This is a genomic window from Pseudomonas laurylsulfatiphila, assembly GCF_002934665.1.
Taxonomy (GTDB): Bacteria; Pseudomonadota; Gammaproteobacteria; order Pseudomonadales; family Pseudomonadaceae; genus Aquipseudomonas; species Aquipseudomonas laurylsulfatiphila.
This window is the reverse complement of record NZ_NIRS01000005.1, coordinates 488,068-509,946: the sequence shown is the minus strand read 5'-3', so window position 1 is coordinate 509,946 and position 21,879 is coordinate 488,068. Positions and strand designations below refer to the sequence as shown.

Annotated in this window: 23 protein-coding genes and 1 pseudogene; 10 read left to right on the top strand and 14 right to left on the bottom strand. The window is 59.2% G+C overall.

Annotated elements, in window-relative coordinates:
- Positions 1–72: 72 nt before the first annotated feature.
- The 3 genes from phoU to CD175_RS20940 all read left to right on the top strand — a co-directional run bounded on the left by phoU (position 73) and on the right by CD175_RS20940 (position 3,010).
- The gene (gene phoU, locus CD175_RS20950; protein WP_015097389.1) at positions 73–834 is read left to right on the top strand and encodes a phosphate signaling complex protein PhoU; all 762 of its coding nucleotides are present in this window, start codon (positions 73–75) and stop codon (positions 832–834) included.
- A gap of 168 nt (positions 835–1,002) precedes the next feature.
- Positions 1,003–1,905, top strand: a complete 903-nt coding sequence (locus CD175_RS20945) for a response regulator (protein ID WP_104450299.1) — start codon at positions 1,003–1,005, stop codon at positions 1,903–1,905.
- Positions 1,906–2,113: 208 nt separating this feature from the next.
- A complete protein-coding gene (locus tag CD175_RS20940; RefSeq protein ID WP_104450298.1) occupies positions 2,114–3,010 on the top strand; it encodes a peptidoglycan DD-metalloendopeptidase family protein in 897 nt (298 codons plus the stop codon).
- An 87-nt stretch (positions 3,011–3,097) separates the two neighbouring features.
- On the opposite strand, the gene CD175_RS20935 is transcribed toward CD175_RS20940, so the two are convergent.
- The 3 genes from CD175_RS20935 to phoB all read right to left on the bottom strand — a co-directional run bounded on the left by CD175_RS20935 (position 3,098) and on the right by phoB (position 6,618).
- Complete coding sequence (locus CD175_RS20935; RefSeq protein ID WP_104450297.1) at positions 3,098–4,438, bottom strand: hemolysin family protein; 1,341 nt, start codon at positions 4,436–4,438, stop codon at positions 3,098–3,100.
- 123 nt (positions 4,439–4,561) lie between these two features.
- A complete protein-coding gene (gene phoR / locus CD175_RS20930; protein WP_240629021.1) occupies positions 4,562–5,848 on the bottom strand; it encodes a phosphate regulon sensor histidine kinase PhoR in 1,287 nt (428 codons plus the stop codon).
- 80 nt (positions 5,849–5,928) lie between these two features.
- Positions 5,929–6,618: a phosphate regulon transcriptional regulator PhoB gene (gene phoB / locus CD175_RS20925; RefSeq protein ID WP_003229608.1), complete on the bottom strand. Its 690-nt coding sequence runs from the start codon at positions 6,616–6,618 to the stop codon at positions 5,929–5,931.
- Between the two features lie 152 nt (positions 6,619–6,770).
- Here phoB and CD175_RS20920 point away from each other — a divergent pair, with 152 nt between their 5' ends.
- Entirely contained in the window at positions 6,771–7,154 is a 384-nt protein-coding gene (locus CD175_RS20920) for a COG4315 family predicted lipoprotein (RefSeq protein WP_104450295.1), read from the top strand.
- Between the two features lie 61 nt (positions 7,155–7,215).
- On the opposite strand, the gene ubiA is transcribed toward CD175_RS20920, so the two are convergent.
- Positions 7,216–8,106, bottom strand: a complete 891-nt coding sequence (ubiA, locus tag CD175_RS20915; protein WP_104450294.1) for a 4-hydroxybenzoate octaprenyltransferase — start codon at positions 8,104–8,106, stop codon at positions 7,216–7,218.
- Positions 8,106–8,669 carry a chorismate--pyruvate lyase family protein gene (locus tag CD175_RS20910; RefSeq protein ID WP_104450293.1) on the bottom strand — a complete coding sequence of 188 codons (564 nt, stop codon included), beginning with the start codon at positions 8,667–8,669 and terminating at the stop codon, positions 8,106–8,108. Before CD175_RS20910 ends, ubiA begins: the two co-directional genes overlap by 1 nt.
- 199 nt (positions 8,670–8,868) lie before the next feature.
- Between CD175_RS20910 and CD175_RS20905 the strand changes: the two genes are divergently transcribed.
- The 3 genes from CD175_RS20905 to CD175_RS20895 all read left to right on the top strand — a co-directional run bounded on the left by CD175_RS20905 (position 8,869) and on the right by CD175_RS20895 (position 10,676).
- Positions 8,869–9,039 carry a rubredoxin gene (locus tag CD175_RS20905; protein WP_007975200.1) on the top strand — a complete coding sequence of 57 codons (171 nt, stop codon included), beginning with the start codon at positions 8,869–8,871 and terminating at the stop codon, positions 9,037–9,039.
- Between the two features lie 18 nt (positions 9,040–9,057).
- The gene (locus tag CD175_RS20900; RefSeq protein ID WP_007975199.1) at positions 9,058–10,206 is read left to right on the top strand and encodes an NAD(P)/FAD-dependent oxidoreductase; all 1,149 of its coding nucleotides are present in this window, start codon (positions 9,058–9,060) and stop codon (positions 10,204–10,206) included.
- A 194-nt stretch (positions 10,207–10,400) separates the two neighbouring features.
- On the top strand, positions 10,401–10,676 hold the full coding sequence (locus CD175_RS20895) for an HU family DNA-binding protein (RefSeq protein ID WP_003195589.1): 276 nt from the start codon (positions 10,401–10,403) through the stop codon (positions 10,674–10,676).
- 121 nt (positions 10,677–10,797) lie between these two features.
- Here CD175_RS20895 and CD175_RS20890 read toward each other — a convergent pair whose 3' ends face one another.
- The 4 genes and pseudogenes from CD175_RS20890 to CD175_RS32255 all read right to left on the bottom strand — a co-directional run.
- A complete protein-coding gene (locus CD175_RS20890; protein WP_104450292.1) occupies positions 10,798–11,415 on the bottom strand; it encodes a GAD-like domain-containing protein in 618 nt (205 codons plus the stop codon).
- Positions 11,416–11,495: 80 nt separating this feature from the next.
- Positions 11,496–12,113 (bottom strand): GAD-like domain-containing protein, encoded by a 618-nt coding sequence (locus CD175_RS20885; RefSeq protein ID WP_104450291.1) that lies wholly within the window; start codon positions 12,111–12,113, stop codon positions 11,496–11,498.
- 15 nt (positions 12,114–12,128) lie between these two features.
- Complete coding sequence (locus CD175_RS32260) at positions 12,129–12,767, bottom strand: polymorphic toxin type 15 domain-containing protein (RefSeq protein ID WP_476748387.1); 639 nt, start codon at positions 12,765–12,767, stop codon at positions 12,129–12,131.
- 45 nt (positions 12,768–12,812) lie between these two features.
- Positions 12,813–13,408 (bottom strand): annotated as a pseudogene (locus CD175_RS32255) (DUF6861 domain-containing protein); the annotation flags it as partial.
- Positions 13,409–13,613: 205 nt separating this feature from the next.
- Between CD175_RS32255 and CD175_RS20875 the strand changes: the two are divergent.
- The 3 genes from CD175_RS20875 (at position 13,614) to CD175_RS20865 (ending at position 15,822) form a co-directional block, all read left to right on the top strand.
- Positions 13,614–14,045 (top strand): hypothetical protein, encoded by a 432-nt coding sequence (locus tag CD175_RS20875; protein ID WP_146094596.1) that lies wholly within the window; start codon positions 13,614–13,616, stop codon positions 14,043–14,045.
- A 92-nt stretch (positions 14,046–14,137) separates the two neighbouring features.
- A complete protein-coding gene (locus CD175_RS20870; protein WP_104450289.1) occupies positions 14,138–15,043 on the top strand; it encodes a leucine-rich repeat domain-containing protein in 906 nt (301 codons plus the stop codon).
- Between the two features lie 395 nt (positions 15,044–15,438).
- Positions 15,439–15,822 carry a hypothetical protein gene (locus CD175_RS20865; RefSeq protein ID WP_008018281.1) on the top strand — a complete coding sequence of 128 codons (384 nt, stop codon included), beginning with the start codon at positions 15,439–15,441 and terminating at the stop codon, positions 15,820–15,822.
- A 97-nt stretch (positions 15,823–15,919) separates the two neighbouring features.
- Here CD175_RS20865 and CD175_RS20860 read toward each other — a convergent pair whose 3' ends face one another.
- The 5 genes from CD175_RS20860 to exbD all read right to left on the bottom strand — a co-directional run bounded on the left by CD175_RS20860 (position 15,920) and on the right by exbD (position 21,873).
- The gene (locus CD175_RS20860) at positions 15,920–17,320 is read right to left on the bottom strand and encodes an aminoacyl-tRNA deacylase and HDOD domain-containing protein (RefSeq protein ID WP_104450288.1); all 1,401 of its coding nucleotides are present in this window, start codon (positions 17,318–17,320) and stop codon (positions 15,920–15,922) included.
- Positions 17,321–17,398: 78 nt separating this feature from the next.
- A complete protein-coding gene (gene recG / locus CD175_RS20855) occupies positions 17,399–19,474 on the bottom strand; it encodes an ATP-dependent DNA helicase RecG (protein ID WP_104450287.1) in 2,076 nt (691 codons plus the stop codon).
- A 9-nt stretch (positions 19,475–19,483) separates the two neighbouring features.
- A complete protein-coding gene (locus CD175_RS20850) occupies positions 19,484–20,413 on the bottom strand; it encodes a hydrogen peroxide-inducible genes activator (protein WP_007975189.1) in 930 nt (309 codons plus the stop codon).
- A gap of 285 nt (positions 20,414–20,698) precedes the next feature.
- Positions 20,699–21,448 carry an energy transducer TonB family protein gene (locus CD175_RS20840; RefSeq protein WP_104450286.1) on the bottom strand — a complete coding sequence of 250 codons (750 nt, stop codon included), beginning with the start codon at positions 21,446–21,448 and terminating at the stop codon, positions 20,699–20,701.
- Positions 21,445–21,873 carry a TonB system transport protein ExbD gene (gene exbD / locus CD175_RS20835; RefSeq protein WP_007975187.1) on the bottom strand — a complete coding sequence of 143 codons (429 nt, stop codon included), beginning with the start codon at positions 21,871–21,873 and terminating at the stop codon, positions 21,445–21,447. The genes CD175_RS20840 and exbD overlap by 4 nt, the downstream gene beginning before the upstream one ends.
- Between the last annotated feature and the right edge of the window lie 6 nt (positions 21,874–21,879).

Sequence of the window (21,879 nt, the reverse complement as noted above, 5' to 3'; positions counted from 1 at the left end):
GGGCAGTTCGGGTACAACACATCAGCTTGCAGCTTGTAGCTTGCAGCTCACAGCTTTTGCGGAGCAGACAACATGATTTCTAAGGAAGGCCTTACACACCACATCTCCCAGCAGTTCAACGCCGAACTGGAGGAAGTGCGCAGCCACCTCCTGGCCATGGGCGGGCTGGTCGAGAAGCAGGTCAACGACGCGGTCACCGCGCTGATCGAGGCAGACTCCGGTCTGGCCCAGCAGGTGCGCGAGATCGACGACCAGATCAACCAGATGGAACGCAACATCGACGAAGAATGCCTGCGCATTCTGGCCCGTCGTCAGCCGGCAGCGTCCGACCTGCGATTGATCATCAGCATTTCCAAATCGGTGATCGACCTGGAGCGCATCGGTGACGAAGCGACCAAGATCGCCCGTCGCGCCATTCAGCTGTGCGAAGAAGGCGAGGCGCCGCGCGGTTACGTCGAAGTGCGCCACATCGGTGACCAGGTGCGTAACATGGTCCGTGATGCACTGGACGCCTTTGCCCGTTTCGATGCCGAGCTGGCCTTGTCGGTGGCGCAGTACGACAAGATCATCGACCGCGAATACAAGACCGCCCTGCGTGAGCTGGCGACCTACATGATGGAAGATCCGCGTTCTATCTCGCGGGTTCTGAGCATTATCTGGGTACTGCGTTCGCTGGAGCGTATCGGCGACCACGCGCGCAATATCTCGGAACTGGTGATTTACCTGGTACGCGGCACCGACGTGCGACACCTGGGTCTCAAGCGCATGAAGGAAGAAGTCGAAGGAACAACCGGCGAAACCGCTAATGTTCCGGGCAAAACTGACGATAAGTAAGGTTGCCCAAGTAAAGCGCCCGGCCTGTTGGCCGGGCGTTTTTGTTTGTGGCCCATGCATTCGAAAAGCAGCACCCGTGAACGAAAAGTCCGGCGTGACTGAAGGTTTTTTGGCAAAGTGCCATCAGCAAGGCGGTATGCTGGCCGGGATTTTTTAAAGGGGTGATGGATGAGTAAGGTCAGTGTGTTGGTCGTGGACGACGCGTCGTTCATTCGTGACTTGGTGAAAAAGTGCCTGCGCAATTATTTCCCGGGCATGCGGATCGAAGACGCGATCAACGGCAGAAAGGCCCAGGCCATGCTGGCCAAGGAAGCATTCGACCTGGTTCTGTGCGACTGGGAAATGCCGGAAATGTCCGGCCTGGAACTGCTGACCTGGTGTCGTGAGCAAGACAGCCTCAAAGCCATGCCCTTCGTGATGGTGACCAGCCGTGGCGACAAGGAGAACGTCGTCCAGGCTATCCAGGCCGGAGTATCCGGTTATGTCAGCAAACCGTTCACCAACGAACAGCTGATCACCAAGGTCAAGCAGGCGCTGCACAAGGTCGGCAAACTCGATGCCTTGATCAGCGTAGCTGCGACCAAAACCAGCCCTGCATTCGCCAACGACTCCCTGGCCGCCTTGACCGCTGGCAAGGCGCCTGTCACCACGCCAACAGCCGCGCCCGCACCGTCCAAAGGCTTGCTCAACAGCCCGCCGGTCAAGGCGCCTGCGGCCTCTTCGGCACCTGCCAGCGGACGTGGCCAGGGGCAGCTGCGTTTGCCGAACGGCATCCAGCAGTGCGTGATCAAGGCCCTGAGCCTTAAGGAAGCCCTGTTGGTGGTCAAGCGCACCGAGACCCTGCCGCAGATCCTCGACAGCGCCGTGCTGGACCTGGAGCAGGGTGACAATGCCGAAATCGCCCGCCTCAACGGCTATCTGCATGCCGTCGTGGCCCACGAACCGAAGCCCGACAGCGACTGGCTGCAACTGACCTTCCGCTTTGTCGATCAGGATGCGCAGAAGCTCGATTACATCTCGCGCCTGATTGCGCGGGGGACGGCGCAGAAGCACTTCATTCCTGGCGCTTGATATAGGGTCGCCTGACAGTCCGCTTTCGCGAGCAGGCTCGCTCCCACATTTGTAATGCGTTCTCATGTGGGAGCGAGCCTGCTCGCGAAGGGGCCGACACTGCTACCGCAAATCTGCTGAACACCTTTTCTGAAACATCTGCCGACTACCCGGGTCCATAGCAGCTGCTAGGCTCCATCTCAGTTCCCACTCGACAGATTCCTTGCCCATGTTCACGCGCCTGCTGTTTTTCTGTGGCCTGTTCATGCTCGCCACCTCGGCCGTGGCCATGACCATCTACAAGTCCAAAGACGCCAATGGCGTGGTTTCCTACAGCGACCGCCCCAGCAAAGGCGCCCATGTGTTCGTTTTTCGCGATGGCATGGACGAGCACCTTGAGCGCCAGGTGCGCCTCATCATCACGAAAAAGAACGGCGTGCACAGCGTGTACGTGCGCAATGACCTGTATGCGCCGGTAGAAGTCGAATTGAGTTTTGCCGGGGTGAAGAACGCCAGCGGTGTGCCGGGCAGGACGATTCGGCGCGTGATACCGCTGCGCAGCAGCGTTCGCCTGGCGCAGCTCACGGCGACCAAAGATGGAAGGCCCCTCGCGTACGTCCCGAAGTTCAAGTATTCCCTGGGCGACCCCTCAGGACCCACGGTGGGCTATCGGTACCCGTTGCCCTGGCGTGGCGGCCCGTTCCGGATAAGTCAGGGCGCCAATGGCCCCTATAGCCACTTCGGGCCCAAGAGCCGTTACGCCATGGACATCGCGATGCCCGAGGGCACGCCGATCATTGCCGCGCGAGGCGGGGTGGTGGTGAAGACCGAGAACAGACAGAGCGGGCGTGGTACCGATGCCTCCGGCAATTTCGTGCGGGTGCTGCACGATGACGGGACCATGGGTGTTTACCTGCACCTGAAGAAAGGTTCGGTCTGCGTTCGGGAAGGTCAGCGGGTAACGGTAGGGAGTGCTTTGGCGTTGTCCGGCAACACCGGCAACAGCACCGGGCCGCATTTGCACTTCGTGGTGCAGCGCAACACCGGGCTGGGGCTGGTGTCGATTCCGTATCAGTTCAACCAGCCAGTGGGTGCTTTGCCCAACTTTGTGTTGGGCAAGCAATAAAAGATCGCAGCCTTGGGCAGCTCCTACAGGTGTTCACATCGCCCTGTAGGAGCTGCCGAAGGCTGCGATTTTTCAGGTCAATACGGTTTAATCGAGCATCAACACCTTGGCCAGGACGATCTTCGGCCCCTTCATTTTCTTGATGATGATCCGCAGGCCTTCGACTTCCAGCACTTCTTCCTCTTCCGGAACGCGCTTGAGGCTCTCATAGACCAGCCCGGCAAGGGTTTCGGCTTCGACGTGGTCGAGGTCGATGCCCAGCAGTCGTTCAACCTTGAACAGCGGCGTATCGCCCCGTACCAGCAGCTTGCCCGGCTGGTACGCGAGGATCCCGCGCTCGGCCTTGCGGTGTTCGTCCTGGATGTCGCCCACCAGCACTTCCAGCACGTCTTCCATGGTCAGGTAGCCGATGATGTTGCCGTCGGCCTCTTCGACCACGGCGAAGTGCGAACCGCCCTTGCGGAACTGCTCCAGCAACTGCGACAGCGGCATGTGCCGCGACACGCGCTCCAGCGGGCGGGTCAGTTCGGCGAGGTTGAACGACTCGGGAATGTGGTCCAGCGCCGCCAGTTCCAGCAGCAGATCCTTGATGTGCAGCAGGCCGACGAACTCCTGGCGTTCGCTGTCGTACACCGGATAGCGGCTGAACTTGTGGCGACGGAACATCGCCAGGATCTGCTTGAGCGGTGCGTTGAACTCCAGGGTCACCAGGTCTTCGCGGGAGTTGGCCCAGTCGACCACTTCCAGTTCGCCCATTTCCACCGCCGAGGCCAGCACGCGCATGCCTTGGTCGCTCGGGTCCTGGCCACGGCTGGAATGCAGGATCAGTTTCAGCTCTTCACGGCTGTAGTGATGCTCGTGATGCGGGCCGGGTTCACCTTGCCCTGCAATGCGCAGGATGGTGTTGGCGCTGGCGTTGAGCAGGTAGATGGCCGGGTACATGGCCCAATAGAACAGGTACAGCGGCACGGCGGTCCACAGAGACAGCAATTCGGGTTTGCGGATCGCCCAGGATTTCGGGGCGAGCTCACCGACCACGATGTGCAGGTACGAAATGATGAAGAACGCGGTAAAGAACGAGATGCCTTTGACCACTTCGGCCGATTCAACGCCGACCGCGCTCAACAGCGGCTCAAGAATGTGGGCAAACGCGGGTTCACCGACCCAACCCAGGCCCAGGGAGGCGAGGGTGATACCGAGCTGGCAGGCCGAGAGGTACGCATCGAGCTGACTGTGCACGGTGCGCAGGATGTGCCCGCGCCAGCCGTTTTTGTCCGCGATGGCCTCGACCCGGGTCGAGCGCAATTTGACCATGGCAAATTCTGCCGCAACGAAAAATCCGTTGAGCAAAACCAGGATCAGAGCAAAAAGAATCATGCCGAAGTCGGCGAAAATTGTAGCGAGGGTCAAGCCAGGGGAAGGGTCCATGATGGAGTTTTGCGGGTTCCGTGTATTCGAAAGGGAAGAAAAATCCGCGCCTGAAGCGCAGGCACAAGTCAGCCAATGTAGCGGCTGACTGGTCAGTTGCCTAGTGGCGCGTGCTGGCCGGTATCAGTCGGCGGTGCTGATAGCCCGTGATTGGGTGACCTGAGCCGGCGCAAAGTGGCAGGTAAAGGTACTGCCGTGGCCCGGTACGCTGCTGATTTCCATGCGTGCGCGATGACGTAACAAAACGTGTTTTACGATCGCCAGCCCGAGGCCGGTGCCACCGGTATTGGAATTGCGGCTGGAGTCGACGCGGTAGAAACGTTCGGTCAGGCGTGGCAGGTGTTTGTTATCGATGCCGATCCCGGAATCCTGCACGCTCAGGTGCGCCCCCTGGTCATCGCCCCACCAGCGAATGCGGATGTTGCCTTCGGCCGGGGTGTATTTCACCGCGTTGAACACCAGGTTGGAAAACGCGCTGCGCAACTCCGCCTCGCTGCCCTTGAGCAGAATCGTCGGGTCGGCTTCCAGGGTGATTTTCTGGTTTTTCTGGCCGGACAACTGCTGCGCGTCGCTCTTGATCGATTGCAGCAAGCCGTCGATAGGCACCGGCTGGTTGTCCGACGGGTAGTCGGTGGCTTCCAGCTTGGCCAGCAACAGCAAGTCGTTGAGCAGGGTCTGCATGCGCCCGCCTTGTTGCTGCATCTGCTGCAAGGCACGGCTCCAGCGCGGGTTCACCTCGTCGACGTTATCGAGCAAGGTTTCCAGGTAGCCGCAGATCACCGTCAACGGCGTGCGCAGTTCATGGGACACGTTGGCGATGAAATCTTTGCGCATTTGCTCAAGCTGATGGATGCGCGTCACATCGCGCACCAGCATCAAGTGTTCGTTGTTGCCGTAACGGGTGATGTACAGCTGAATGCGCACGCGGTCGTTGGTCGGTGAAGGAATTTCCAGCGGCTCGGCGTAGCTGTCTTGCTCGAAGTATTCCTTGAAGCGCGGATGGCGCACCAGGTTGGTCACCGGTTGGCCGCTGTCCTGTGGCGTCTTGAGGCCCAGCAGAGTTTCGGCGGCGCGGTTCCACCATTCCAGGTTACCGTCGGTGTCGAGCATGATCACCGCGTCTTTCAGCGCGGCGGTGGATTCCTGAACCCGGTCGATCACTGCTTGCAGGCGCCCGCGTACCCGTTGGTCGCGGCGCTGCAGGTGGTAGATGCTGTCGAACACCTCGCCCCACAGGCCGTAGCCGTCGGGCGGCGCTTCATCGGGTTTGTGCAGGCGCAGCCACTCGTGCAGACGCAGCAATTGCTTGAGGGTCCAGGCCAGGTAAAGACCCAGGCCTGCGGCGAGGCTCCAGCCGTAATAGCCGGTGATCAGGCCGATCACCAGGCAGGCGGTGACCAGTAGCAGCATGTGGCGAATCAGGGTGCCATGCCAGTTTTGGTTCACGTGACGCGCGTCCTTGTCAGCTTGTCGGGCGGTAAGGGTCCGGGTCAGGCTTTGGTAGAAAAGCGGTAACCGGTGCCGCGCACGGTTTGTACCAGATTTTCGTAAGCATCGCCGAGGGCTTTGCGCAGGCGTCGAATGTGCACGTCGACGGTACGCTCTTCGACATAGACGTTGCCGCCCCAGACCTGATCCAGCAACTGGCCGCGCGTGTAGGCGCGCTCCTGGTGGGTCATGAAGAATTGCAGCAGGCGGTATTCGGTCGGGCCCATCTCGGCGGGACGGCCGTCGATGGTCACGCGGTGGCTGATCGGGTCCAGCAGCAGGCCGCCGACTTCGATTGGCGCTTCGCCATCGGTCGGGCCGGCACGGCGCAGCACGGCCTTCAGGCGCGCCACCAGCTCACGGGGGGAAAACGGCTTGGTGATGTAGTCGTCGGCGCCGACTTCCAGGCCCTGGATCTTGTTGTCCTCTTCACCCTTGGCGGTGAGCATGATGATCGGGATGTCCCCGGTCAGTTCATCACGCTTGAGGCGACGGGCCAGCTCGATGCCGGACGTGCCGGGCAGCATCCAGTCGAGCAGGATCAGGTCCGGTTTGCGGTCGACGATAATGGCGTGGGCCTGCTGGGAGTTTTCAGCCTCCAGGCAGTCATAGCCGGCCATTTCCAACGCAACGGCGATCATTTCGCGAATAGGCGCTTCGTCGTCGACGATCAGAATGCTCCTGCCAACCATGCCTTAATCCTCTTGTCATTTAACTGTCTTGCGCCGCATTAGATAACGGAATTATTGCAGTCGTGTGACAGTATTTTAGTTGACCGGCGATTGGCTGGATCCTGGGCTAAGCTCTAATTCCGAATCCTGACAACCACAAAAGGAAGGTTTCCATGAACTACATTGCTCAATCCTGGAAGGCTTTGCTGGTCACTGCTGCGTTAACGCTGCCGACACTGGCCTTTGCCGCCGACCCGGCGATGATGAAAGACGGCATGATGGTCGATCACAAAGGCATGACGGTCTACACGTTCGACAAGGACGCGGGCGGCAAGTCAATGTGCAACGGCGACTGCGCCAAATACTGGCCGCCAATGATGGCGCCGGCGGGTGCCAAGGCCGAAGGTAAATGGACAGTCATCAAGCGTGACGATGGCAAGATGCAATGGGCCTATGACGGCAAGCCGCTGTACTACTACGAGGACGACAAAAAACCCGGAGACATGACGGGTGACAAGAAAAAAGATGTCTGGCACGTCGTTCGCGAGCATATGTAACACCGCCAAAGGATCGCAGCTTTCGGGTAGGAACTGCCGAAGGCTGCGATCTTTTCAACGGTCAACGCAACGCGTAATCCAGCACAATCCCGACGAAAATCGCCAAGCCCGCCCAGTGATTGTGCAAAAACGCCTTGAAGCAACGCATCCGGTCCTTGTCGCGGGTGTACCAGAATTCCCACGCAAAGCAGCCCGCCGCAACCAGTAATCCGAGGTGGAACCAGCCACCCAGGTCGAACTTCGAACCCGCCAGCAACAGGCAACCCAGCGCCAGTCCTTGCAGGGTCAGGATGATCGCCCGGTCCGCGTCACCGAACAGGATTGCCGTGGATTTCACACCGATCTTCAGGTCGTCATCGCGGTCGGTCATCGCGTAATACGTGTCGTAACCCACGGTCCACATCAGGTTGGCGATCCACAGCAGCCACGCGGCAGCCGGCAATTCACCGGTTTCTGCGGTGAACGCCATCGGCATCCCCCACGAAAATGCGGCACCCAGCACCACTTGCGGGTAATAGGTGTAGCGCTTCATGAAGGGGTAACTGAACGCCAACGCCAGGCCGCCCAGCGACAGCCAGACGGTCGCGGCGTTGGTGCACAGCACCAGCAGGAAACTGATGCCCATCAGCAATGCGAAGAACACCAGCGCCTCTTTCGAGCTGATCTTGCCGCTCACCAGCGGGCGCTGCTCGGTACGCTTTACATGACCATCGACCTTGCGGTCCGCCCAGTCGTTGATCACGCAGCCACCGGCGCGGGTCAGCACTACGCCCAGGACGAAAATCACAATGTTGGACAGGGACGGCGAGCCCTTGCCGGCAATCCACAGCGCCCACAGCGTCGGCCAGAGCAGCAGGTAAATGCCGATCGGCTTGTCCATGCGCGTCAGCTGAATGAAGTCCCAGGCCCGAGGGTTCACGCGGTTCAAGGACTGAAGCAGGCTTTGGTACATCAGAGGTTCTCCGATTGGGCGCGTGCGGCGTCCCACAGGGAAGGCAGGAAGATTTCGGCCACCAGTACACTCAACGCACCGCGGTCAAAACGTGAACGGCGGCCCCATAGATCCGACGCCCGCACCTCGCTCGGCAACCATTCTTGGGGATAATGACAAACCTCGATGGCCCGGCGCTGAAAGGCCTGATCGCAGAACAGCAATTCGCCCAGGGAGCGGCTGCCCAATTCGTCCATGTGCAAGCCGTCGCCTTGCAATGCACTGCGTGCCGCGACGCTGCGGGCGAACACCCAGGCTTCACCATGACCGCGCAGATACACCTCGCGCACCCAACCTTCACTACCGTCGGCCAGGTCCAGCGCTGCGCATTCGTCGGCGCGCAGGGTTTGCCAGCCTTCGAACATTGGCGAGACGCTGAAGGCATCATTCGACAGATGAATCAGGCGTCGGGTGAGCGAGCCTTCGTCGAACAGCCAGTCCAGGATGGAAGCACCGGGGAGGGGCGCCAGTTCGCTGCGCGAGAGCCAGAGGGGAGCTGGAGAGGGGGATTCTGTGTGTTGCACAATGAGTCATTATTGGCAGCAAATGAGGCGGCGAGCTTAACATGTCAGCCGCCGATATCGATTGAATTGGCCTGCCGTTGCGCCGAACAGGCTTGCATCCGGCGGCACCGATCAGTACAAAACGCGCTGAGCTGGACGGCAGTGCTACAACCATCGACCGTCCGGCCGACAAAACGCCTGAACCCTGAGGAAGTACCTGATGAAAAAGTGGCAATGTATCGTCTGCGGCCTGATCTACAACGAAGCCGACGGTTGGCCGGATGACGGCATTGCGCCGGGCACCCGTTGGGAAGACGTGCCGGAAGACTGGCTGTGCCCGGACTGCGGTGTGGGCAAAATGGATTTTGAAATGATCGAAATCGCTGCCTGAATAATTGAGGAGTAAGGAATGAACGCACCTGTCGTCATCATTGGCACCGGTCTGGCTGGCTACAACGTCGCCCGCGAGTTTCGCAAGCTCGACAGCGAAACCCCGCTGCTTTTGATTACCGCCGATGACGGGCGCTCCTACTCCAAGCCGATGCTCTCCACCGGCTTCGGTAAAAACAAGGACGCCGACGGCCTAAGCATGGCCGAACCCGGCGCCATGGCCGAACAACTCAAGGCCGAAATACGCACCCACACGCGCATCAGCGGCATTGACCCGGGCCACAAGCGCCTGTGGATCGGTGAAGAAGCGGTGATGTACCGCGACCTGATCCTGGCCTGGGGCGCCGAAACCGTGCGCGTGCCCATTGAAGGTGACGCGGCGGATTGCGTATTCCCCATCAACGACCTGGAAGATTACGCACGTTTCCGTGCCGCAGCCGCTGGCAAGCGCCGCGTGCTGCTGCTCGGCGCCGGCCTGATCGGCTGCGAGTTCGCCAACGACCTGACCCTGGGCGGCTACGAAGTGCAACTGGTTGCACCGTGCGAGCAAGTCATGCCGACCCTGCTGCACCCGGCGGCTGCGGCAGCGGTGCAGGCTGGCCTGGAAAGCCTCGGTGCACGTTTCCACCTCGGGCCGGTGCTCAACCGCCTGCAACGCGTGGCGGACGGTCTCGAAGCTCACCTGTCCGATGGTCAGGTGATCCCGTGCGACGTGGTGGTCTCGGCCATTGGCCTGCGCCCTCGCGTCGACCTCGCGGCTGCGGCCGGCCTGCAGGTCAACCGCGGCATCATGGTCGACCGGCACCTGAAGACCTCCCACGCCAACATCTACGCCCTGGGCGATTGTGCCGAGGTCGATGGGCTGAACCTGCTGTACGTGATGCCCCTGATGAGCTGTGCGCGAGCGCTGGCGCAAACCCTGGCCGGCAACCCGACCGCCGTCACCTATGGCCCGATGCCGATCACCGTCAAAACGCCGGTGTGCCCGCTGGTGGTGTCCCCGCCGCCACGGGGTGCAGAAGGCATCTGGACAGTCGAAGGGCAGGGCGCCGACATCAAGGTTTTATGCCGCGATGCCGCAGGCAAACTGCTCGGTTATGCCCTCACAGGCGCCGCCGTGATGGAAAAACTGGCCCTGAACAAAGAGCTTCCAGCCCTGTTGGCATAAATACCGGTCGTTCTGTCGGAATCACCCCCCTTTTGCCCTAACAATGGCCGCGCCGATACTGGCGCGGGGCCTCACTGCATGCCATCCTCACTCCCGTCTGCCGCAGAGTAGAGCACCTGCGGCGCTTTTGGCGCTGCTCCACAGAGAGCAGCACGGACATAACAACAACAAACCGTCAAAGGGGCTTCACTCACATGCGTAAACCAGACCTCGCTGCAGCCATTGCTGAAAAAGCAGACCTCACCAAAGAACAAGCCAACCGCGTTCTCAACGCCGTTCTTGAAGAAATCACCGGTGCCCTGCACCGCAAAGACAGCGTGACGCTGGTGGGCTTCGGCACCTTCCTGCAACGCCATCGCGGTGCCCGCACCGGCAAAAACCCGCAAACCGGTGAACCCGTCAAAATCAAGGCCAGCAACACCGTTGCGTTCAAGCCAGGCAAATCGTTGAAAGACAGCGTCAATCCGTAAGCCGTTTTCGCCTCTCGCGTAGCGGGGGGTGGAATAAAAAATGGGCACGCCAACCAGGGTTGGGTGCCCATTTTTTGTGGGGTTAACAGAGATTGTTGAAATCCGTCCCCTGAAATCTGGCTTATAGGTCTGAAAAACTGTAGGGCTGAAGCTCGGTTATCTGAGACAGCAGGATCAGATGCTCCACTGCTTTCACCTTCTCTAGATGATCGAGGGTGTCGGGGCCGCCGAACATCAGCGCTGGAACAAAGCCGTACATCTCGTCGTGACGCAGGGTGCCGAGCTTTTTCTTTGCGGGTTGGAACAGGTCGCCATAATCGTTGGAGTCCACATTCCTGGAAAGCAGAAAACCTTGTAGTTCTCTGTCCATCTCTTCACTCGTAATTTCGAAATCATCAAAAACACTTCGAGAAAGCACACTGGTTATTTTAAGTGAGGCACCCGTTTTTTCGCCCCACAGGTACAAGTCACCGAAGGCGCTACGAGCAATCAGGTGGTAAGCATCACGCTCTTCATATTTCGTCCCTTCAAGCCAAGACGCCACTACCCCATCGTATTCCTGGGGATTCACTATCCAAAAAATGCCGTCACCGTATCCGCACCAGCCGTGTTCGGCCCAGTATTCCAGCAACTGATTGGGTAGCTTGCCCCTATAGCGTTCGATACTTGAAACCGGTACCTCTTGACGATCAATGGGGCCGCCAAACGTCTCCAGAAAAATCGAAAATATCTCGTCCATTTAATATCTCCTTAAGAGTTGTGAGGGCACTAGGAGAGTAACCCTGCTCGGAGCGCGGCCTAGGGGGGAAACTACATCCTTTACAAGTCTGAAAAACTATAGGGCTGAAGCTCGGTGATCTGAGACAGCAGAATCAGATGCTCCACCGCCTTCACCTTCTCTAGATGATCGAGAGTATCCGGGCCGCCGAACATCAGCGCTGGAACAAAGCCGTACATCTCGTCGTGACGCAGGGTGCCGAGCTTTTTCCTCGCGGGTTTGAACAGGTCATCGAAATCGTTGTACTCCACCTCCGTAGACAATAAAAAGTTATGAAGTCTCCTATCCATTTGCTCTTTTGGAAGTATGGATGTGTGTGTTATGTAGCGAGAAACGATACTGGTTATTTTTAGTGAGGCACCCGTTTCTTCCCCCCAGAAGTACAGATCGCCAAAGGCGCTGCGAGCAATCAGGTGGTAAGTGTCAAATGCTTCAAGTTTCGTCCCTTCAATCCAGGACGCCACTACTCCGTCGTATTCCTGAGGATTCACTATCCAAAAAATTCCATCACCATATCCGCACCAGCCGTGTTCAGCCCAGTACTCCAATAACTGATTAGGCAGCTTTCCCTTATATCTTTCGATACTTGATGCCGGCACTTCCTGTCGATCAACAGGCCCACCAAACTTCTCTATAAATCTAGCAAATACTCTGTCCATGCAATGCCTTCTTAATTAACATTTGTGTAATTTTACGTTGAGAAAAGTTGATTTTCGCATTGGTGATGGGACATTTTCAGCGGCAGCCTTCAAATTTGTGATCTTCGGTCCCCACTGAGGACCGATACTGGAGTTCACTTGTCGATCACCAAAGTCTGCAATGATGTCCTTGCCGCCAGCGCGCAAATCAGGATTATGCAACCCCGCAAGGTTTGACATCGTTTCCTTGGCTTTTTTAATGGCAGCGACTTCAGCGTCGAGTGTGTCCATGGTTTGTGAGAGTTCATCTTGAAACCGTGTTCGCAACTTGATTTGTAAATCTTTACGAGCCAGCCTGGCCGCCGCCGGACTACGCTTCACCGGATTAGCAATATTCTCCAGATACTCATCAACCGTCAGCCGATTCAGCCCGTCCTCTTGCCCCTTCAACTGCCGCTCGAACTCTCCGATTTTAGACGCCGGCATCTTGTCCGCTTTAAAACATTCGACTTTATGAAGCGGCATGGCGTTCGGTTTGACACGAGACGAGTCCTTGTCTTTTCCAGGTGGGCGATTTGCTGGAGGCGCAGGCTCCTGCGGGCCAAGTGCACCTCTGCGCGGCTCTGCGGTTTGCAGGTCTGGTCGTTTTTTCAGTGCCTCCTCATGCTTGAGCATCCATTCGCCAAGCCGTGCCCCTTTGGGGCTTGCTCGCATTTCCTGGGCGAGGACATTTGCATTACCTCGACCACGCGTAATGTAAGCGACGATGGCTCCCAGCAGCAGGACGACAACCTCCACATGCCCCAGTGCGATGTGATGGGAGGCTCTTTTTTCGGCAAAAGGCTGAACGGGTTCAACCCTCTCTCGCCACGAGGGCCACTCCACGCGATGTTGATGCCCGTCAGGTAATACTCGCCAATGCGCGGCAATCCCTCGACGAAAAACTCGGCGATGGTCGTCAGGCCAAGTATCCCTAATATCCAGGTGCTGACTTGCAATCCCATTGCGGCGCCAGCGGCTCCCATGGGAATGGCACCTGCCCCTCCGAGGAATGCGCCCACTCCCGCGCCAATTGCCCCTCCGGTCAGCACACTGCCGGCGACGATCATTGCCATTTGAGTAACGACTTCGATCAACTCGTTGAGGATGCTGGAGATGTCGAGGTCAGAGAACCGTTGCCTCAATAGGCGGCCGGCTTCCCACTCGGCTTGGTTGAATGCGTAGCGGACACTGTTGATCCGTCGGATGTTCAGAGAAATGGAGGGGGCAGGTTCGTTGAAATGCGTTCGAAAGCTGGCTCCTCCCTGGTAACCCATTTCATGGGTTATGCGTTTTTCAATCTCGTGCCACGTGGGCACGATTTGCCATAAAAACATTCGAGTGTCTCCCTGACAGTTCGCCCGTTCGTGGACTGGTAACTCCGGTGTCCATGACCGAAATACGCTAACAAGAAGTTGGAGGAGGTGATGTAGGAAGACTCTCCTTCAGCGATCAGAAACTTCCTGCATTTCAGAATGTTGCATGTCTCAAAGCGGAACGACCCAAGCTGGCACCTGGATTTTTGCCTGGAGCCGTGGCGTGGGTGAATTTGATGGCGAACAACGTGATACGCAGTCAGAGAAGCCCCCGAATGTGCGTTGCGAAGGAAATGTCCAAGAAGTCTGCTGGGTGCAAGATCAAAAGATCGCAGCCTGCGGCAGCTCCTACAGGAATGTGTTTCTGCAGGTGTTGTTGCTTGGCGATCATTGCCGGCATTTCCGGTTCGCTGAAATGGTCGCGGCGTTCTTTCTCACGATGGCTTCTCGAAAAATGATCGTTTTCGAGAGCGTCAGCGCGTGCCAATGGTTTAGCGTGATTGAATTCCGTTTTCTAAGGCGACCTCAGGTTTTGCTAGTGAATTTTACGGTGCGCCGCATACCGTTCTCTCCGTCAACCGGCTCAGGATTATTCTAAATGGGTCTTACCAACTGTCAGTTATGACAGTTAAAAGGGGGCGGTCGATTTTTTATAAAAGAGTCTCCTTAAATACTGGCAAGGTGACCGACATGACCTCGTACACGGCAACTGCAAAGGCTTTTACCCCTGTGAAAATCCCGGCGCCGATCAAGACTCTCTTTGACGACATTTCATTTGCGCGCGTGGCGGCCGAGCATATTTCAAAAGCCACGGGCACGCCGGTGACTATCGAAGACACGGTGACACAGGACACGCTGGATAAAGTGACGGCGTTGAGAGTGTTGAGCGGGGAACCGCTAAAAATCACCAACTTGCGAGGCATTGGGCATTTGCGCAACTTGGAGGATGTGATGATAGAGCGCCAACTTATCACCCGTCTGCCTGAAGACTTCGGGACGTTGGCAAAGTTGAAGTCGGCGTACTTCATCAACTGCTCACTCAAATCAATTCCAGACTGGATCTGCAAACTCGAAAGCCTGATTAGCCTGAACCTGAGTTCTCAATCACCGCTGGGCATTTTGAGGGGCAGTATTCCGGAGTCGATTGGCAATCTGATAAAACTGGAACGCTTCGACGTGGGTAACAACAATAACCTGTGCGGAAAGCTGCCGGATTCCTTTGCCAGGCTGACCGCCCTCAAAAACCTGTTGGTTCAGAGCAACGGGTTTGAAGACCTGACCGTCCTGAATGCCATGCCTTCGACCACCACCATCAATGCCCGCAATCAAGCCTTGGGCATTTTTGAGCTGGGCAATGTGGCGCAAAACAGTTTGCTGCCCATCAGGCTGCCCGAAGTATTTGTGCAGGCCCAGACACCGGGTGACGTCCTGTATGAACCGGGCGGTGTCCAAATCGTGGGCAGTCCGGATGCTTATCTGGATGAAAACCTGCGCTATGTGCATTTGCCGACCCGCACACCTGGCACGTTCGAGGTGATGCTGGCTATTCATGGGCGGCTGACCAATGTGAGTTATCGCTATACGGTGACCGCGTAACGGCCAGCCATCAGATGAATTGACCTGATATAAGCCGTGCGCTGGAACGCGACAGCGTTATCCGCGCACGGCTCATTAACCTGGAAAGGGGGGCGGCGGGCAGGTGTGTGGGCACGCCCAATTCGATTTTTGTCATTGCGACTGACATCCACAACGAAACGCTATTTTGGGTCAGACTGACTCGGGTTCTGGATAATAGCGGGTTCCTGATAATGCGTAATCGAGTAGAAAAACACCGCCTGCCGAAGTCTCTTGTGCAGAAGGATCGTCAATGACTTGGTAGTCATCGGCGTCAAAATTGGCACCATCTTCTCCAAAACCCAGCAGATGCTGGCGTTCTATGTTTTAGCCGTTACACTGCCCCCGCCGTTCATTTTCCTTCTGAGGCTGTGCGCATGAAATTTCGTTTTCTGCTGTGGATGCTGGGTTTGTTGATGGGTAAGGCCAGCCGGACCAATCCGGCGTTTCAGCAGCAGTTGGGTGACAAGGACCTAGTGTTCCAGCTGCAGACACTGGACGGGAAAGTGGCGCGGCATTTCCGCGTGAAGGACCAGCGCATCACCAGCCAATCGGGTGTGCATGCCGAGCCTGCGTTTGCGATTGCCTTCAAAGACGCCGCGTATGGCTTTGCCACGATGCAGGCGAAGAACAAGCAACTGGCGTTCATGACCGGGATTCAGGACAAATCGATTCAGATCAAGGGCAACCCGGCGCTGGTGATCTGGTTCCAGGGGCTGACCAAGTATTTGAAGCCGAAGAAGGCGAAGCCCAAGGCTTGAGGTTTTTCAGTTAGACCGAGTGATATTCATCGCGGGCAAGCCCGTTCCCACAGGATTTAAGCGATCCCTGTGGGAGCGGGCTTGCCCGCGATGCTGTTCAGCTTTGGCTGAATTGCGACGCCAGTTCACGCAGCAGCACTTCAGCTTCCAGCACTTTGCTGACCACGTCTTCGGCTTTGGCGCGGCTCAGGCCGAGGCGTTCCAGCAGGGCGTCGGGGATGTCTTCGTCGGGGCCGGAGCCGATGCCTCGGCTGCGTAGCAGGCGCACCGACAGGCAGACCAGGTTCGGGTATTCGGCGTAGGTACTGTCGTAGGCCGGGTCGTGCTGGAAGCGCAGGGCGGTAGACAGCTCTTCGGGCATGTCCCAGTAGCGCATCAACCACGAGCCGATCTGTTCACGGCTGATGCCCAGCAGGTGTTGTTCCACGAAACTGTGGCACAGATGCGGGTTGACCTCCAGGTGGCGGCAGATCAGCGAGAAGTGTGGCGGGAACACGTGGGCCAGCAGCAGGTAGCCAAAGTTGTGCAGCAGGCCGGCCAGGTAGGTTAGGCCTGCTTCCGGGCGCTGGGCGCGCGGCATGGCGCGGGTCAGGCCTTCGATGACGGCGGCGGTGTAGATGGATTGCTGCCAGTACGGCGTGGTTTGTTGCGGGTGGTCCTTGGGCAGGCTCAGGGTTTTACCCAGGGCCAGGCCCAGCGCCAGGTTGATCACCAGGTCGAAGCCCAGCACGCGCACGATGGCGTCTTCCACGGAGCGGATCTTGCCCGGTGAGGCGTAGTACGGCGACGCCGCCCAGCTCACGACTTGCGCGGCCAGCGCCGGGTCGGTTTCGACCACGCCGGTAATGTCGTCGATGGTGGCGTTGGGGTCGACACGCAGCTTGATGATCTTTTGCGCGGTTTCGGCCAGCGGCGGAATCTCGATGGTCTCTTCCAGGCGCTGCTGGATGCGCCGCGCGGTAAATGCCTGGACGGCCTGGGTGATTTCCTCGCGGTCGTCATCGGGGCGGTCGAGGTTCGGACGGATGCTGGTCAGGTTTTCGCCGAAGTTGGCGGCGCTGGCCTTGGTCAGCATGGTCTTGAAGTCTTCGCTGGAGACTTCCAGCAGCACGCCCGGCTCGCCAGAGTTGATCAGCAACTTCGGCTCACGCAGCAGGCTTTCGTCGTACAGGCAGGGTGAACTGGTCAGCGCCGGCAGACCAGGCAGCAAGCTGAGGTTGTGCTTGCCGAGCATTTTTGTCAGGCGTTCGGTGGGTACGGCAGTGAGGCGGCGACCGGTGAGTTCGGTCAGGCGATTGAGGTCCAGCAACTGGCTCTGCGGGAACAACACCATCAATGCGCCGACGCTGTCATCGAGCAGAACGGCCTGTACTTTGCGTGCGGCATTGAGGCCGTGATGGTCCAGCACTTCTTCGTAGGCAATGCCCAACTTGCCCAGCATCAGCCGAATAACCGACGGAGCGTGCGGGGTATCGGGTGCGAAGGCAACTTCGGTCATGGTCTGTATCCGTGATTAAACAATTGCAGGAGTATAACCAGCTTGCCTAAAGCCACGCCTCAGAAACTGTGACGGTTGTCACACTTGGCCGTATTGTTGGCCATGACGCAGCCAACGGTCGAGTAGCGGGCTGACATGGGTCGGCCAGCGTTCGAGCAATGCCTGGGCCGCATCCCGTACGGCAGGCAGCAAATCGGCATCGCGCATCAGGTCGGCGACCTTGAATTGAAGCAGGCCGGTTTGGCGGGTGCCGAGCATTTCGCCGGGGCCGCGCAATTCCAGGTCCTTTTCGGCGATGACAAAACCATCGTTGGTTTCGCGCATAATGCCCAGGCGCTGGCGGCCGATCTGCGACAGCGGCGGATGGTAGAGCAGCACGCAATGGCTGACGGCGCTGCCCCGACCGACGCGGCCGCGCAACTGGTGCAATTGCGCCAGGCCCAGGCGCTCGGGGTTCTCGATGATCATCAGGCTGGCGTTGGGCACGTCCACGCCCACTTCGATCACCGTGGTCGCGACCAGCAGTTGCAGGTTACCGGCCTTGAACTCGGCCATCACCGCGGCTTTTTCCGCAGGTTTCATGCGGCCGTGAATCAGGCCGACCTTCAGCTCGCCGAGGGCGGCGGTCAGGTCTTCGTATGTGGTTTCGGCGGCCTGGCAGGTCAGCTCTTCCGACTCTTCGATTAGCGTGCACACCCAATAGGCCTGACGCCCTTCGGCGCAAGCGCTACGCACCCGCTCGATGACTTCGACCCGCCGGGTGTCGGTGATCAGCACGGTGTTGACCGGGGTTCGGCCGGGGGGTAGCTCGTCGAGGATCGAGGTGTCGAGATCGGCGTAGGCGCTCATGGCCAGCGTGCGCGGAATCGGCGTGGCGGTCATGATCAGCTGGTGCGGACACATGCGTCCGCCGACGCCTTTCTGCCGCAGGGCCAGACGCTGCTGCACGCCGAAACGGTGCTGTTCGTCGATGATCACCAGCGCCAGGTTCTTGAATTGCACTTCGTCCTGGAACAGCGCGTGAGTGCCGACCACCATGGGCGTGCCATTGGCGATTTGCTCCAGCGCGGCGGTGCGGTTCTTGCCCTTGAGCTTGCCGGCGAGCCACGCGACTTCGATGCCGAGCGGTTCGAGCCAGCGCTTGAACGTGATGAAGTGCTGCTCGGCGAGAATCTCGGTGGGTGCCATCAGTGCGACCTGATAACCGGCTTCCAGCGCTTGCAGCGCGGCAAGGGCGGCGACCACGGTTTTGCCGGCGCCGACGTCGCCCTGGATCAGCCGCAGCATCGGTTCGTGCTGGCTGAGGTCGTAGGCGATTTCGTTGCCGACCCGTTGCTGGGCGCCGGTCGGGTTGAAACCGAGATTGGCCAGGTATTTGGCCGGCAGTTGGGTGGCTTTGGGCATCGCCGGCGCGCGCAGGGCGCGCATGCTCTCTCGAAGGCGCTGTTGCGACAGTTGATGGGTCAGCAGTTCTTCGAAAGCCAGGCGGTGCTGCGCCCAGTGATGGCCGAGGGCGAGTTCATCGACGTCGGCATCGGCGGGCGGGTTGTGCAGGTAGCGGATTGCGTCGGCCAGCGGTGCCAGTTGGTAGTCGCGGGCCAGCTCGTTGGGCAACCAGTCGGGCAAGCTGCTGGGGCCGAGCAGGGTGAGGGTCTGCATACACAACTGGCGCAGGCGCTGTTGGGTCAGGCCTTCGGTGAGCGGGTAGACCGGAGTCAGGGTTTCATCCACTGGCGGTGGTTCGTCGCCAGTGATGGCGCGATATTCCGGGTGGTAGATTTCCAGCCCCGAGGCACCGGGCCGTGCCTCGCCGTAGCAGCGAATCCGCGTGCCGCGTTTGAGGCCTTCCTTCTGCGCATTGCTGAAATGGTAGAAGCGCAGGCTGAGTCCGCCAGTGCCGTCCTGCAAGCGCACCACGAGGCTGCGCCGACGGCCCATGACCACATCGGCGCCGCTGACCGTGCCTTCGATGACCGCATCCTGCCCAGGTCGCAGCGCACCAATCGGGACCACGCGGGTGCGGTCCTGATAGCGCAGGGGCAAGTGAAACAACACGTCCTGGAGGTTTTCCAGGCCGACCTTGGCCAGTTTCTCGGCCATGGCTTCACCGACACCCTTGAGTGCCGTCACCGACACTTGCGACAACTCGCTCATGACCGTCGCTTAGCCCGCAGCGACCTGCGCCGCTGGCTTGGCCACCGAGCACAGGCGAATGGAGTCGGCGAGTATTTCAATCGCCTTCGGACGCGGGAAGCTGGCTCGCCAGGCAATGGCCACGGTGCGGAACGGTACGGGTGCCGACAACGGACGCACTTCGATCACGCCGGGGGCGTAGTGGTGGCTGTCCACCGCGGACAACGGCAGGATCGAAATCCCCAGGCCGGAAGCGACCATGTGCCGAATGGTTTCCAGGGAGCTGGATTCCACCGTGGTGTGCTTGGCGCCGTCGTTGCCTTTGGTCAGGGTCGGGCAGGCTTCCAGTACCTGATCGCGGAAGCAGTGGCCTTCGCCGAGCAGCAGCAGGCTCTTGTCGTTGAGCAGGCTGGCGTCGATGGATTCTTTTTGCGTCCACGGGTGCTGGGCTGGCATCAGCACGTAGAACGGCTCGTCGTAGAGCTGCAGGGTCAGCACGTCGGCTTCGCTGAACGGCAGGGCGATGATGATCGCGTCGAGTTCACCGTTGCGCAGTTTGTCGCGCAGCACGTGGGTGAAGTTTTCTTCGATGTACAACGGCATCTGCGGGGCGACCCGGTGCAGTTGTGGAATCAGGTGCGGGAACAGGTATGGCCCGACGGTGTAGATCGCGCCGACTTTGAGCGGGGCCGTCAGCTGGTTCTTGCCGGCCTGGGCCAGTTCGCGGATGCCCTGGGCCTGTTCCAGTACCTTTTGCGCCTGGGCCACGATGCCTTCGCCGACCGGCGTCAGGCGCACGGCGCTTTTGCTGCGCTCGAAAATCAGCACACCGAGTTCGTCTTCAAGCTTTTTCACGCCCACCGAAAGGGTCGGCTGGCTGACGTGGCAACGCTCGGCCGCGTGGCCGAAGTGCTGCTCTTGGGCGAGGGTAACGATGTAGCGTAATTCTGTGAGGGTCATAGCAAGCGTCCATGAAGTTGCGGGCCAAGCATACCGGCTGCAATCGATAGACGCACGTTATCAGACTGAACGTGTCGGGTGACACCGGGCAATGCCGGTTTGCCGCTGGCAGATAAGACAAAGGCACCTTTCGGTGTCTTCTTGGCTTGGAACGCGACCTTCCTGCTGGCAGAAATCTCTGTGGGAGCGAGCTTGCTCGCGATGAGGGCCCAACATTCGACATCTACGTTGAATGTTAGACCGCTATCGCGAGCAAGCTCGCTCCCACATAGGGCGGTGGTGCGTTTACCGACGGCGTTTTTCCAGCGAATACACAAAGGGTGCAACGATTTCGATGGAGCCATTGGTCAGCATGTCGGTCGGCGGCTTGGGCAGCGGTTGGGCGCGGCGGATCATTTCCAGGGTGGCCCGGTCCAGATCGGCAGTGCCCGAGGCGCCTACCAGCTCAAACGACAACACATTGCCTTCGGCATCCACGACGAAACGCAGGCGGTTCATGCCTTCCTTGCCCCGCGCCTGTGCACTGGCAGGGTACTTTTTGTACTTCTGCAAATGCGCCAGCAGCGTGCCTTGCCAGCTGGCCTTGGCCGCCAGTTGAGCCGGCGAAGGACCCGGCGCAGGCTGAGCGGATTTCTCCGTAGGCGCCTGAGTCTGTTGCGTTTCGGCAGGCTTTTCTTCGGCCGGTTTTTCCTTCGGCGGTTCGGGTTTCTTCTCTACCGGCTTGGGCGGCTGTGGCTTCGGCTTCGGCTTGACGGGCTTGGGCACGGCAATTTCAGCTTTCGGCGCTTCGGCGAGCTTGGGGATCGGCAGTTCTTCAACCGGAGCCGGTGGCTGCGGTGGGGTGACGACCTTCGGCGGAGCAGGCGGTGGCGGGGCAGGGACCGGTGCCAGTTCGACCATCATTGCCTGGGGCGGCAATTCGATGGGCGGGCGGGCGGACCAGTTCAGCGCCAGCGCGATGGCCAGCGCGTGAACGCCCAGCACCACAGCCAGGCTACCGCTGTAACGCGTCAGCTTATGGCGCGTCGTGATCATTTCTTGGCTGCCGTCTCGAGTCCGACCAGACCTACCTTCAGGTAACCGGCCGATCGCAGGTTGTCCATCACGCTCATCAGGTCGCCGTAATCCACGCCTTTGTCGGCCTGGAAGAAGATCGTCGTGTCCTTCTTGCCCTGGGTCCTGGCGTCAAGCGTGGCGCCGAGTGCTTCGGCTTTCACTTCGTCTTCACCGAGGAACAGGCGCTGGTCCGCCTTGACGCTGAGGAACACCGGTTTCTCTGGCCGCGGCGCCGGTTTGGCGGTGGAAGCGGGCAGGTCGACCTTGATGTCCACGGTGGCCAGCGGGGCCGCCACCATGAAGATGATCAACAGCACCAGCATCACGTCAATAAACGGCGTGACGTTGATTTCGTGGTTTTCGGACAGATCGTCGTCTGCCCCTTCTTTCAAATGCAGGCCCATGGCCGA